Origin of the sequence: Collinsella aerofaciens (assembly GCF_015561195.1) — a bacterium.
GTDB lineage: Bacteria > Actinomycetota > Coriobacteriia > Coriobacteriales > Coriobacteriaceae > Collinsella > Collinsella aerofaciens_AC.
Genome location: NZ_JADMSU010000001.1, coordinates 184,901 through 198,127, shown reverse-complemented (window position 1 = coordinate 198,127; position 13,227 = coordinate 184,901). Strand labels below are relative to the sequence as shown.

11 protein-coding genes are annotated in these 13,227 nt (G+C 61.0%); 8 read left to right on the top strand and 3 right to left on the bottom strand.

Features of this window, described 5'->3' with window-relative positions; translation table 11 throughout:
- Positions 1 to 117: 117 nt before the first annotated feature.
- Together asnS and I2H81_RS00845 are read right to left on the bottom strand one after the other, a co-directional pair.
- Complete coding sequence (gene asnS, locus I2H81_RS00850) at positions 118 to 1,521, bottom strand: asparagine--tRNA ligase (RefSeq protein WP_271817465.1); 1,404 nt, start codon at positions 1,519 to 1,521, stop codon at positions 118 to 120.
- A gap of 181 nt (positions 1,522 to 1,702) precedes the next feature.
- Positions 1,703 to 2,266: a PTS sugar transporter subunit IIA gene (locus I2H81_RS00845; RefSeq protein ID WP_229057941.1), complete on the bottom strand. Its 564-nt coding sequence runs from the start codon at positions 2,264 to 2,266 to the stop codon at positions 1,703 to 1,705.
- A gap of 244 nt (positions 2,267 to 2,510) precedes the next feature.
- Between I2H81_RS00845 and I2H81_RS00840 the strand changes: the two genes are divergently transcribed.
- From I2H81_RS00840 to I2H81_RS00820, 5 genes are all read left to right on the top strand, one after another.
- On the top strand, positions 2,511 to 3,413 hold the full coding sequence (locus I2H81_RS00840; protein ID WP_195644181.1) for an alpha/beta hydrolase: 903 nt from the start codon (positions 2,511 to 2,513) through the stop codon (positions 3,411 to 3,413).
- 345 nt (positions 3,414 to 3,758) lie between these two features.
- The gene (gene feoB, locus I2H81_RS00835) at positions 3,759 to 6,119 is read left to right on the top strand and encodes a ferrous iron transport protein B (protein ID WP_195644179.1); all 2,361 of its coding nucleotides are present in this window, start codon (positions 3,759 to 3,761) and stop codon (positions 6,117 to 6,119) included.
- A 123-nt stretch (positions 6,120 to 6,242) separates the two neighbouring features.
- Positions 6,243 to 7,439, top strand: coding sequence for an MFS transporter (locus I2H81_RS00830; protein WP_195644178.1), 1,197 nt, complete (start codon positions 6,243 to 6,245; stop codon positions 7,437 to 7,439).
- A 154-nt stretch (positions 7,440 to 7,593) separates the two neighbouring features.
- Positions 7,594 to 8,970: an alpha-amylase family glycosyl hydrolase gene (locus I2H81_RS00825; protein WP_195644373.1), complete on the top strand. Its 1,377-nt coding sequence runs from the start codon at positions 7,594 to 7,596 to the stop codon at positions 8,968 to 8,970.
- 3 nt (positions 8,971 to 8,973) lie between these two features.
- Positions 8,974 to 9,537 carry a DNA-deoxyinosine glycosylase gene (locus I2H81_RS00820; RefSeq protein WP_117797407.1) on the top strand — a complete coding sequence of 188 codons (564 nt, stop codon included), beginning with the start codon at positions 8,974 to 8,976 and terminating at the stop codon, positions 9,535 to 9,537.
- A 1-nt stretch (position 9,538) separates the two neighbouring features.
- On the opposite strand, the gene I2H81_RS00815 is transcribed toward I2H81_RS00820, so the two are convergent.
- Entirely contained in the window at positions 9,539 to 10,210 is a 672-nt protein-coding gene (locus I2H81_RS00815) for a hypothetical protein (protein ID WP_124785985.1), read from the bottom strand.
- A 93-nt stretch (positions 10,211 to 10,303) separates the two neighbouring features.
- Between I2H81_RS00815 and I2H81_RS00810 the strand changes: the two genes are divergently transcribed.
- The 3 genes from I2H81_RS00810 (at position 10,304) to rplL (ending at position 12,947) form a co-directional block, all read left to right on the top strand.
- Positions 10,304 to 11,440 carry a pyridoxal phosphate-dependent aminotransferase gene (locus tag I2H81_RS00810; protein WP_195644176.1) on the top strand — a complete coding sequence of 379 codons (1,137 nt, stop codon included), beginning with the start codon at positions 10,304 to 10,306 and terminating at the stop codon, positions 11,438 to 11,440.
- A 505-nt stretch (positions 11,441 to 11,945) separates the two neighbouring features.
- A complete protein-coding gene (rplJ, locus tag I2H81_RS00805) occupies positions 11,946 to 12,467 on the top strand; it encodes a 50S ribosomal protein L10 (protein ID WP_055250258.1) in 522 nt (173 codons plus the stop codon).
- A gap of 102 nt (positions 12,468 to 12,569) precedes the next feature.
- Entirely contained in the window at positions 12,570 to 12,947 is a 378-nt protein-coding gene (gene rplL, locus I2H81_RS00800) for a 50S ribosomal protein L7/L12 (RefSeq protein WP_006235005.1), read from the top strand.
- The last annotated feature ends 280 nt before the right edge of the window (positions 12,948 to 13,227 follow it).

Genomic DNA, 13,227 nt, shown 5'->3' with positions numbered 1-13,227 from the left:
CCCAACTGACCAAAAACTTGCCAAAAGCTTGACGGATGCTGTTGAAAAAAGCGCCCCTCGGCTTGCCAAGAGGCGCTGGCGTGATGCGCTGGAACGCGTTTGGTGACGCTGTGGCGATTAGAAGTCGGCGTTGCCCACGGTGCGCGGGTGCGGCAGGACGTCGCGGATGTTGCCCACACCGGTCAGATACATGACCAAGCGCTCGAAGCCCAGACCGTAGCCGGCGTGCTTGCAGGAACCGTAGCGGCGCAGGTCAAGGTAGTACTTGTACTGCTCGGGATTCATGCCCAGGTCCTTGATGCGGGCTTCGAGCAGATCCAGGCGCTCCTCGCGCTGGGAGCCGCCGATAATCTCGCCGATACCCGGCACCAGGCAGTCGGCGGCGGCGACGGTCTTGCCGTCCTCGTTCATGCGCATGTAGAAGGCCTTGATCTCGGCCGGGTAGTCGGTCACGAAGGTCGGGCGCTTAAAGTGCTCCTCGGTCAGGAAACGCTCGTGCTCGGTCTGCAGGTCAATGCCCCAGCTCACGGGATAGTCAAACTTGTGACCGGCGGCGACGGCCTGCTCCAGGATCTCGACGGCCTCGGTGTAGGTGACGCGGGCAAAGTCGGAGTTGGCGACATGGTCCAGGCGCTCGAGCAGACCCTTGTCCACAAACTTGTTGAGCATATTGAGCTCGTCGGGGCAGGTTGCCATGACGTCCTTGAGGACATACTTGAGCATGGCCTCGGCGTTGTCCATGTAGTCGTTGAGGTCGGCGAAGGCCATTTCGGGCTCGATCATCCAAAACTCGGCGGCGTGGCGCGTGGTGTTGGAGTTTTCGGCGCGGAAGGTGGGGCCAAAGGTGTACACGTCGCCAAAGGCCATGGCAAAGTTCTCGGCATTGAGCTGGCCGGACACGGTGAGGCTCGCATGCTTGCCAAAGAAGTCCTGGCTCCAGTCGACCTCGCCGGCCTCGGTGAGGGGCGGGTTTTTGGGGTCGAGCGTGGTCACGCGGAACATCTCGCCGGCGCCCTCGCAGTCACTCGTGGTGATGATGGGGGTGTTGACGTAGACAAAGCCCCGCTCCTGGAAGAAGCGGTGGATGGCGGCAGCCGCGACAGAACGGATGCGGAACACGGCGCGGAACAGGTTGGTGCGCGGGCGCAGGTGCTGCTGGGTGCGCAGGAACTCGACGGTTGCGCGCTTCTTCTGCAGCGGGTAATCCGGGGCGCTGACGCCCTCGACCTCGATGGAAGTGGCAGAAAGCTCGAAAGGCTGGGGCGCATCGGGGGTCAGCTTGACGGTGCCGGTGCAAATGAGTGCGGCCGAGACGTTTTGATGGGCGATCTCGTCGTAGTTGTCGAGTGCCTCGCGGTTCATGACGACTTGCAGGTCGCGGAAGCAGCTGCCGTCGTTGAGCGTGACAAAGCCAAAGTTCTTCATGTCGCGGACGGACTTGACCCAGCCGGCGACGGTGACGGTCTGGCCGCCGAGCGACTCGGCATCGGCATAGAGCTGCGCGATTTTGGTGCGGTTCACGTATCCTCCCATAACGGTTGAATGATAGTTATCCATACAGTTCAATATTCTAGCAGCTCGGCTCATTTGGGCTATACAGATAAGGCATTGGCGGGATGGTTTTTCAAACGAAAAGCGCCCGCGGCCAAATGGTCGCGGGCGCTTGACGAGGTGCCTTTTGGCTGTGTGGCGCGGGGCCTGGCTACTTGGTCTTGGCTACCAGCAGCGGGTCGCCCAGCTTGACGAGCGGGTTGCCGCCGATAAGCGTTCCGGACTCGCCGACATGGTCGATGCTCTTAAGACGATCGAGCTCGGAGACGATGACGGTCACGATGTCCTCGTGGCCGGCGGCCTTGATGGCCTCGCGATCGAAGCTGATGAGCGGCTGGCCGGCCTTGACCGTGTCACCCATCTCGACAAAGCGGGCAAAACCCTTGCCGTTCATTTCCACGGTGCCCAGGCCAACATGGATGAATACGCGCAGACCGTCCTCGGTAATCATGCCGATGGAGTGGTTGGTGACGGTGGTGGCGCCGATGCGGCCGTTGGCGGGCGCATAGATGGTGCCGGTAATGGGCTCGATGCCATAGCCCTGGCCAAGCATGCCCGAGGCGATCGTCTCGTCGGGAACCTCGTCCAGGTTGACGAGCACGCCGTTGACGGGGGCATAGATGACGCCTTCGCGGGTGGCGAAGCTTGCTGCGGGCGGAACGGACGCCTCGCCGGTCGAGGTGAAGGTGGACTTAAGCGAATCGAGCAGACCCATAGTTGCCTCCAACTTAAATAGGCGCATATCGCGCGTTTGGTTTGCCGGAAACGTTTCATATCTGTTTCGCGGCTTGGTCAACACCCCCTATTCTACGCTGCTCAGCGATACCTCTGAGCTGGGATTATGTGATATATCAGTTGAAGGGAAACTTATTGCTGGCGTGTTTCTGCGTCACGGGTTCAAGTGGGGTACGCTTGAAGGCGAAAAACAAGGGCGCTTAATTTGCGCGAAGGGAGCACATATGATTGTCGAGAACCATGCACTGTGGGGCGAGGAGCCGACCGAGGAATATCCGGCGACGTTTACGTATTTGGGTGCCGAGCCGCTGCCTGATAAACCGAATGGCCGCCGCCCTGCCGTGATTATCTGCGGCGGAGGTGCGTTTACGCATATCGCTCCGCATGAGCAGGATCCCGTGGCGTTTGCGTTTTTGGATCACGGTTACCAGGCCTTTGTGCTCAACTATGTCACGAGTTCTACGGGTGACGTGAGCTTTCCGCACCCCCAGGCAGATCTCGCCAAGATGGTCGCCACGGTGCGTGCGAATGCCGACGAGTGGCATGTCGATCCCAAGCGCGTGTGCGTCGTGGGCTTTTCTGCTGGCGGCATGATTTGCGCCTCGCTGGCAACACAGTGGAAGACCGGCCCCTTTGCGGCACTTGCCGGGGCGCGTCCGGACGACATTCGTCCCGATGCCGTGGTGCTGGGCTATCCATTGCTCGACTTTGCCTATGTGCGCGACATGCAGACGCGCGATCCGCGCATCGACTTGCGTGTGCCCAAGACGGGCGGCAAGACGGGGCGCGATTTGCTCAACGACTACCTGTCGATGGTGACGGGCGGCGAGGCAACTGACGAGCATTTGGCCGATATCTGCCCCACCACGCATGTTTCGCGTCAGATGCCGCCGACCTTTGTGTGGGGCGTGTCCGACGACAAGACGGCGCCGATCGCGCAGGTCTATCCGTTTGCGCAGCGCATGGCCGAGGAGGGCGTCGCTTGCGAGATGCACGTCTTTGACCAAGGCGGTCACGGGCTTTCGCTCGGCAACGCCAACACCGCGGTCGACAATGAGGACAAGCAGGCGGCAGTCCGTCCCTGGATTCGCCTAGCCTTCCGCTTCCTGGAACGCCACGGGTTTTAGTTACGGCGTTTTACCAAACGCCGTAACCACTTGACGCTGCAAGCCCGCCAGGGCGGCAATCTGCCTTTCAACTTCGGCGGCATGACCAGAAGGTCAATGCCGCCTCGTTTCAAGGCACCTTGCTCGCTCTGGCGGGCTTTCGCTGTCGGTTCCAAGACATCGGCATCGCTCTAGCTCTCAAGGGCTTGGTGCAAAGTAATCCGTCCCCTTTGCACCAATCTGTTGATTGAACGTCGCTGTGTGTTCGCGCTATCATGCATGGTTACAATTGGTTAGCCATGGCAAACGGTTAGCCAAGGTAAACAAAATGCAACGCCCTGTGGGCGCCGGGGGAGGAACACGGACGTGAAGCTCGATACACTCGAGATCGGAAAGGACGCCGTTGTCGCATCGGTGACATCCGATGATCAGGCGCTCCGACAGCATATTTTGGACATGGGCCTAACGCCGGGCACCGAAGTCACCATGATGAAATACGCCCCTATGGGAGATCCGCTCGAGATCCGTCTGCGTGGCTACGAGTTGACACTGCGCAAGGACGATGCCGCTCGCATCGAGCTTGTGGGTATTCACGACACCGATACGGGTCCGCGCGCTAACGCTGCAATCGGCACGACGGAGCATCCGGCACTCGGCGAGGGGACGTATTCGCCCCGTGCGGCAAAAACGGCCGTGCCCGAGGACGCACCGCTGCACTTTGCCCTCGCCGGCAACCAAAACTGCGGTAAGACCACGCTGTTCAACCAGCTTACGGGCTCCAACCAGCACGTCGGTAACTTTCCCGGCGTGACGGTCGACCGCAAGGACGGCACTATCCGTAACCACCCCGAGGCGAGCGTTACCGACTTGCCCGGTATTTACTCGTTGTCGCCGTACACGGGCGAAGAAATCGTCAGCCGCCAATTCATCTTGGACGAAGACCCCGACGCCATCATCGACATCATCGACGCCACCAACATCGAACGTAACCTGTACCTGACACTGCAGCTCATGGAGCTCGACCGCCCCATGGTCATCGCGCTCAACATGATGGACGAGGTGACCGCCAATGGTGGTGCCGTAGACGTCAACCTGCTCGAGAGCCTGCTGGGCGTGCCTGTTGTTCCCATTAGCGCTGCCCGCAACGAGGGCATTGGCGAGTTGGTGGATCATGCCTTGCACGTGGCGCGGTTCCGCGAGCGCCCCGGTCGCCTGGACTTCTGCGCGCCCGATGGTCCAGACGGCGGCGCGCTGCATCGCTGCATCCACGGCATTGCCAACCTGATCGAGGACCATGCCGCGACGGCGCATATCCCGGTGCGTTTTGCGGCGACCAAGCTGGTTGAGGGCGACGAGCTGGTGACCGAGGCGCTTCATCTGGACCGTAACGAACTTGACGCCATCGAGCACATCATTACCCAGATGGAGGGTGAGGCCGGTACCGACCGTCTATCTGCACTGGCTGACATGCGCTTCGGCTTTATCGGCGACGTGTGTGGGCGCTGCGTCGTCAAGCCGCACGAGAGCCGCGAGCACGTGCGTTCCGTCAAGATCGACCGCATCCTGACGGGTCGCTACACGGCCATTCCAGCGTTCCTGGTGATCATGGGTCTCGTCTTTTGGCTGACGTTTGGCGTGATCGGCGCGGCGTTGCAGGGACTTATGGAGGACGGCATCGCTGCCATCATCACCTCGGCCGATGCGGGCCTCAAGGCGTTCGGCACCAACGACGTGGTGCGCTCGCTGGCTGTCGACGGCGTGCTTACGGGCGTGGGCAGCGTGCTGACCTTCCTGCCGATTATCGTCGTGCTCTTTTTGTTCCTCTCCATTCTGGAAGACTCCGGCTACATGGCGCGCGTGGCCTTTGTCATGGATAAAGTGCTGCGTCGCTTTGGCCTGTCGGGCCGCAGCTTCGTGCCTATGCTCGTCGGTTTTGGCTGCACCGTGCCGGCTATCATGTCGACCCGTACGCTCCCATCCGAGCACGACCGCAAGATGACGGTCATGCTCACGCCGTTCATGAGCTGTTCGGCCAAGTTGCCGGTCTACGGTCTGCTGTGCGGGGCGTTTTTCCCGCAGGCGACAGTTCCCGCCATGGTCTCGCTCTATCTGATTGGCATTGCGGTCGGTTGCATCGCGGCTTTGGTGCTCAACCGCACGGCATTTAAGGGCGACCCGGTACCGTTTATCATGGAGCTCCCCAATTACCGTCTGCCGAGCGCCAAGACGACGGTGATGCTGGCATGGGATAAGGCCAAAGACTTTATTACCAAGGCCTTTACCATTATCTTTGCCGCTACGGTGGTCATCTGGTTCCTGCAGACGTTCGACATTCGCTTTAATGTGGTCGCCGATCAGTCGCAGAGCCTACTTGCCGGTCTGGGTAGCATTATCGCGCCGGCGCTGGCGCCGCTTGGCTTTGGCGACTGGCGTGCATCCACGGCGCTCGTCACCGGACTTATCGCCAAGGAGAGCGTCATCTCGACCCTCACCGTACTTTTGGGTGCAACGTCACCCGCGGCGCTGTCGACCATGTTTTCGCCGTTTACCGCTTACGTGTTCCTGATCTTTACGCTGCTGTACCCGCCCTGCGTGGCGGCCATCGGTGCCGTCAAGAGCGAGCTGGGTGCGCGCTATGCCGTTGCCGTGTTCGCGTTTCAGGTGACGGTCGCCTGGATCGTGGCGTTTGTCGTGCATTCGGCGGGCATATTGTTGGGGTTGGCTTAGCTATTTATTGACGGCGCAACCCCTGTGTATTGAGTTGATTGCGGTCCCGCATCTGTACTGACGGATGCGGGGCCGTTGCTATATAATCGCCCACCGCCCAAGACAATCGGAGAGGTTTCCTACATGACCCAGGCAAGACAAGATGGCATCTCGCTCAAGCAGTGGCTCCCGCTTATCGGGCTCGCCTGCTGTTCGTTCGTGTTCAACACATCAGAGTTCATGCCCATCGGCCTTCTGACTGATATCGCCGCGTCGTTCTCGCTCACCGAGGCCCAGGCAGGCATCATGATTTCGGTCTATGCCTGGGGCGTCATGCTGCTGTCGCTGCCGCTTATGGTGTTTGCCTCGCGCTTTGAGTTCAAGCGGATGCTGTTGGGCGTTTTGGCCGTGTTTTCGCTCGGCCAGTTCCTGTCCGCTGTGGCGCCCACCTATCCTATTTTGGTTTGCGCGCGTCTGGTGGTCGCCTGCGCGCATGCCGTGTTCTGGTCAGTCGCTTCAATCATGGCCTCGCGCCTGGTCGACAGTCGCCACGGGGCGCTCGCCATCAGCATAATCGCCACGGGCTCGTCCATCGCGCAGATCTTTGGCCTGCCGATCGGCCGCGCCATCGGACTAGCTGTGGGCTGGCGCATGACGTTTGCCGTGGTCGGTGCCTTCTCTGCCGCCGCGGTGGTGTACCAGGCCGCGGTGTTCCCGGCCATGCCGGTGGGCGAGCGCTTTACCGTTAAGCAGCTGCCCGAGCTGCTCAAGAATCCATTCCTCATCGCGCTTTATGCGGTCACGGTCTTTATGGCGACCGGCTACTACGCGGGTTACAGCTATATCGAGCCCTTCCTGGCGCAGGTCGCCCATGTCAACGCAAGCGCCATCACCATGACGCTGACGGCGTTTGGCTGCTCCGGTCTGCTCGGAAGCTGGCTGTTCGGCCGACTGTTCGATGGGCATCGCTTTCCGTTCTTGGCTATCACACTCTCCGGCGTGCCGGTGGCTCTGCTGCTCATGGGTCCGGTTGCACCGTCGCTCGTTGCCGTTCTCGCTGTTTGCGCGCTATGGGGCTGCTGCTCCACGGCCTTTAACGTGGCGTTTCAGGCCGAGCTCATCAAGTACACGCCGGCGGACTCGTCGGCTGTCGCCATGTCGATCTTCTCGGGCCTGTTTAACCTCGGCATCGGCACGGGCACCGCGATCGGCGGCGCCGTGGTTTCGGGTCCCGGTATCACCTGGATTGGCTTCGCGGGCGGGGCGATTACCGTCGTGGGCGTCATCCTCGCCATTACGGTGCTGTTCCCGGCCATACGCCGCGCAAAGCCCGTCGCCTAATCACGTTCCCTCATCAGTTGCGGTGGAATAGAGACTGTTTGCCCGGTTTATTGGTCTCAACAGTCCCTATTTCACCGCAACTTATTTTGGGGGAGGGGATGCGCGGCGGGCATACAATGGATGGCGTTGCGTGAAAGATTACCGGGAGGTTGCTATGTGGGCATACGAGATGACGTTCTACCAGATCTATCCGCTGGGCTTTTGCGGAGCTCCGCGCGAAAACGCCGCGCCCGTTGCCGAAGATGAGCTCGCCCAGGCTGCCAACGCAGCGCCCAACCCCGATGCGCCCATCATGAAGATCGCCCAATGGGCCGACTACCTGCAAGAGCTCGGCATCGGTGCTGTGCTCATTAACCCGCCGCTCGAATCCGACAGCCATGGCTACGACACGCGCAGCCTGCGCCATATCGACCGTCGCCTGGGTGGGGATGCCGATTTTGCCGCCGTGTGCGAGACGCTGCACGCCCATGGCATCCGCGTGGTGCTCGATGCGGTCTTCAACCATGTGGGCCGTGGCTTTTGGGCCTTCCGCGATGTGCAGGAGCGCAAGTGGGACTCGCCCTACAAGGATTGGTTCCACATCAGCTTTGACGGCGACTCCTGCTATGGCGATGGCTTTTGGTACGAGGGCTGGGAAGGCCATTTTGAGCTCGTGAAGCTCAACCTGCAAAACCCCGCCGTGGTTGATTACCTGCTCGAGTCCGTGCGCCGTTGGGCCGACGTCTTTGGCGTCGACGGCCTGCGCCTGGACGTTGCCTATATGCTCGACCGCGACTTTATGCGCCGCCTGCACGCCTTTGCCCGTGAGCTCAAGCCTGACTTTGTGCTGATCGGCGAGACGCTCCACGGCGACTACAACCAGATCGTCAACGACGAGATGCTCGACTCCTGCACCAACTACGAGTGCTACAAGGGCCTGTACTCCAGCTTTAACTCGGTCAATATGTTCGAGATCGCGCACTCGCTGCACCGCCAGTTTGGCGGCGACCCCTGGTGCATCTACCGCGGCAAGCACCTGCTGTCGTTTGTCGACAACCACGACGTGCCGCGCCTGGCAAGTATCCTCACCGACAAGTCGTGCCTGCGTCCCGCCTATGGCATGCTCTTTGGCATGCCGGGCATCCCGTGCGTCTACTATGGCAGCGAGTGGGGAATTGCCGGTGAAAAGGGTGGCCCCGATGGCGACTGGGCGCTGCGACCTGCGCTCGATGAGCCTGCGCCCAACGAGCTGACGGCCTTCATCAAGCAGCTCGCGCACCTTCGCTCGGCCGACGACGCGGCGGCCCGTGCTCTCAACTACGGTGCCTATCGCAACGTGGTGATCCAGAACAAGCAGCTGCTGTTCGAGCGCGCCTGTGACGGCGCGACGGTGCTCGTGGCGGTCAATGCCGTGAACGAGCCCTATACCTTTGGAGCCGGCGAGCTCAACGGCTCCTTTGTCGACCTGCTTGCCGACGATGCGCCCACGGTCGAGCTTACGGGTACCCTCGAGCTTGCACCCTATGAGGTGCGCTATCTGCTGAGGGCCTAGCCCATGCCTGTGTCTGACGAGGGCTATCAGCATATTGAGCATGGGTTTGAGCCCGTGTTCGACCGGCGCTCGCGCGTTTTGGTGCTGGGGTCGTTTCCCTCGGTGCTCTCGCGTGCCAATGCCTTCTACTATGGCAATCCGCAGAACCGCTTTTGGCGTGTGATGGCCGCGTGCCTTGGTGCGCCCGTGCCGCCCAACGAGGGAGACTCTTTGGCGAGCGGCGAGCCCGCGACGCTCGCCGCCTCGATTGCTGCCAAGCGGGCTATGCTGCTCAACGGCGGTGTGGCCCTGTGGGACGTGATCGAGAGCTGCGACATTAAGGGCTCGAGTGACGCTAGCATCAAAAACGTTGTGCCGGCACATATTGAACGCATTGTGGATGCCACGCCGATCGAGATCGTTGTTTGCAACGGCGGCACGGCCGGACGGCTCTACAAACGCTATCTACAAGAGCGGACGGGGCTACCCGCCATCGTGCTGCCGTCGACGAGTCCTGCCAACGCGGCGTGGCGTTTGGAGCGGCTTGTCGAGCGTTGGAGTGAAGCCGTTGACTGGGCAGCTCATTAATTTAGATTATTGATTGAGTGCGGGCGCCGAGGTGTTTCAGAACGCCTCGCCAGATCGGCACGGGCACGGCTGGCTCGGCGCAAGCCATGCCGTCGGCGTCGACGTCCTCGGCATTACCACCACCAAGTCGCTGCGCATGCTCAACCGAACAGCCCATACGAACGGCGCCTACGAGCTTGTCCATCGCTTCCGAAAACGGTCGCCGCAAGAGTCCCATGCGCGGTGAGTGACGAAGCGCCGCGAAGCCGCTGCCGGTACAGGCGACAACGCCGCCGCACCATGACAGCCCACGAAGGTCGCACGCCGCTCGCAGACGCACGACGAGCCCGTGTGCTCGCTCCAGGCCGCCGATGTCGGCCTGGACAACAACGTAGGCACGCGTCCCTGCGCCGCCAAAGCGGTCGAGCACCTGCTCAATGGGCGCCATCGCTTCATCATTGGGTGCATCTTCAACGGCGAACACAATGCCATCGGCGGTACCGGCAACGCTGCCGGCATCATCCGCCTCCAAGTCGACTGGATGGGGGAGTGCGGTGCCGGAAATCTGTGCATAGGCGGCGATGGCATCCTGCAGGTCCCAGAGCAAAAACTCAAGATCGGCGCTCTTGGGAATACTGATATACGCAATGGTTTGCAGCGTTTTTGGTACATCGCCGCGTGCGGTCGTCTCCATGCCGCCTCCTTTCCGGTTGGTTTCCGTTTAGGTTACACCGTCCGGCGGCGTTCCGCCGCGCTATCCTAGTGCAACCCTTACGAAAGGAACGTCATGCGTCTGCCCATGAACACCTCGCTTGCCACGCTCAAGCCCTCCGGCATCCGTCGGATTAACGCACTCGCCGCGCAGCATCCGGGATGCATTGCGCTTGCGCTCGGTGAGCCCGATTTTCCCACGCCCGATGTGGTTAGCGCCGAGGTGACTGCTTCGTTGGACCGCGGCGACACGCACTATCCGCCCAACAACGGTCGCCCCGCCCTGCGCGAGGCACTGTCCGAATATATGGGTGACGCGGGTCTGGAGTTTTCCGCCGATGAGGTCATCCTGACCGACGGCGCGACCGAGGCCCTGTCGGCAACATTCATGGCCATGCTCAACCCCGGCGACGAGGTCATTATCCCCACGCCGGCTTTTGGCCTGTACGAGAGCATCGTCGTAGCCAATCACGCCAAGGCGGTCTTTTTGGATACAGAGCCTGCGCAATTTCAGATTGACGAGGATGCGCTTCGCGCCTGTGTGACCCCGGCGACCAAGGCCATCGTTATCTGCTCGCCCAACAATCCCACGGGCTGCATTCTCAACGCGGCATCGCTCGACGTCGTGGCGCGCGTGGCAGAGCAGGCGGGCATCTACGTAGTCTGCGACGACGTATACAACCGCCTCGTCTATGTGGACGGCTACGAGCGCTTCGCCCAGCGACACCCGGAGCTGCGCGAGCAGACGGTGATCATTGAGAGCTTCTCCAAACCTTGGGCCATGACCGGCTGGCGCTTGGGCTGGCTTGCAGCCGCAGCCCCCGTCATCGCCGAGATCGCAAAAGCCCACCAATACCTAGTATCGAGCGCCGTCTCCTTTGAGATGGACGCCGCAGCCCGAGCCCTGACCGTCGACCCAACCCCCATGCTCAAAGTCTACCGAGCCCGCCGCGAACGCGTACTCGCAGCCTTAAACGCCATGGGCCTCGACGTAGTAGAGCCCGCAGGAGCCTTCTACACTTTCCCGAGCATCAAAAAGTTCGGCCTAACCAGCGAAGACTTCTGCATCAAAGCCATCGAAGAGGCAAACGTAGCCCTAGTCCCGGGCGACTGCTTCGGCACCGAAGGCCACGTCCGCCTCAGCTATTGCGTTTCCGATAAAGACCTGGACGAAGGCCTCCGCCGCCTGTCCACCTTCCTTTCAACCTTGTAGCCATCAGGGACGCAACATATCAGCCCACCGACTTAAGGCTTATGAGTGGGGGCGCCGGCCAGCGGGAAACCGGGCTGCCCCAAAGTCACCGCAGGCCGCGCCGCCGAAGGCCAGGCGCAAGGTTTTCGTAGATTCCGCACGAGCCGAAGAGCACTTAATGTGCTCTTCGTGCGAGCCCAGGACCTGACCGAGCGAAAACCTTGCGCCTGGCCTTCGGCGGCGCGGCCGGATGGTGGAATTGTGTGCAGCCCGGTTTCCCGTTGACCGACGCCGGGGTCCCCGCCATAATACTTTCGGTTCACGCACGAATCCGCTGCCAGAGACAGCCGGCGCAAACGGGCTTTGCCCGCGAGCTTAATGGGATATCCCGCCAGCCGAGGTGGTCGAGTAGATATGTCTTCTCGCCCCCGTCGCTCATGCAGCGCGGGGGCTTTCTTTTTGGACATGCCCCCGTCACGTCCTTGTGGCGGACCGTGCCCGGAAAGAATTCGAGGAGGTGTAATTCATGCCCCAGCAGTACAAAATCGACAAGGTTGCAGAGATCGAGTCCCGTATCGCCGAGAACGCCGGTCTGTTCGTCGTCAACTACAACGGTCTGACGGTTAAGCAGGCTCAGGAGCTGCGTCATCAGCTTCGCGAGTGCGGCGCCGAGATGAAGGTCTACAAGAACAACCTGGTCAAGATCGCTCTCAAGAACCAGGAGCAGCCCGAGATCGACGAGATCCTCGCCGGCCCCGTCGCTTATGTGTTCTACGAGACCGAGCCGGTCGAGGCCGCTAAGGCCCTTAAGGACTTCTCCGCTAAGTCCAAGGGCGTCCTTGAGATCAAGGGCGGTATCTCCGACGGCAAGGCCGTTTCCGCTGATGATGTTAAGGCTATCGCCGAGCTGCCCACCAAGGATCAGCTTCTCGGCCAGATCGCCGGTCTCATCTCCGGTTTCGCTCGCGACATCGCTGTCTGCGTCAACGGCGTTTCCTCTGGTCTCGCTCGTTCGATCCAGCAGGTCTCCGAGCAGAAGGCAGCCTAGTCGCTGTTTTCACCCGCGGCGGCAACGCCGCACCCCTGGCGCATTCGCGCCGTGTTTTAACTGATCTCCGTGCATCCGCACGGAAACCGAAAGGACTTAGAAATGGCTAAGCTTACCACCGATGAGATCATCGATGCTCTTAAGGAAATGACCCTTCTCGAGGCTTCCGAGCTCGTCAAGGCTATCGAGGACACCTTCGGCGTTTCCGCCGCTGCTCCTGCCGCTGTTGTCGCCGCTCCCGCTGCTGGCGCTGCTGAGGCCGAGGAGAAGACCGAGTTTGACGTCGTGCTCGAGGGCTTCGGCGACAACAAGATCCAGGTCATCAAGGCCGTCCGTGAGCTCACCAACCTTGGCCTGAAGGAGGCCAAGGAGGTCGTCGAGGGCGCTCCCAAGGCTGTTCTCGAGGGTGCCAAGAAGGAGGACGCCGAGGCTGCCAAGGAGAAGCTCGAGGCTGCTGGCGCTGCTGTCACCCTCAAGTAATCAGGCTTTCTCGCCAGATTCCTTTGCAGACGGGGTTCGCATTGCGAGCCCCGTCTTTTTATTTTTCGGTCCCTCGGCATCGGTTGCTCAAACTGCCATGTTCTGTGATTTGCGTCGTATCGGGTGCCCTGCCGTTGGGCAATAAAATTGCACCATTCGAGCAATAATTTGCGTTGACCTGCTGAAGAATTGTCTCTGCCTTGTAGCGACATATAGTTCCAGCGGTAAGATGCTTGGGTATCGCAATTTGGTCTGCGGCTGTGTGCCGCACACATGGGGC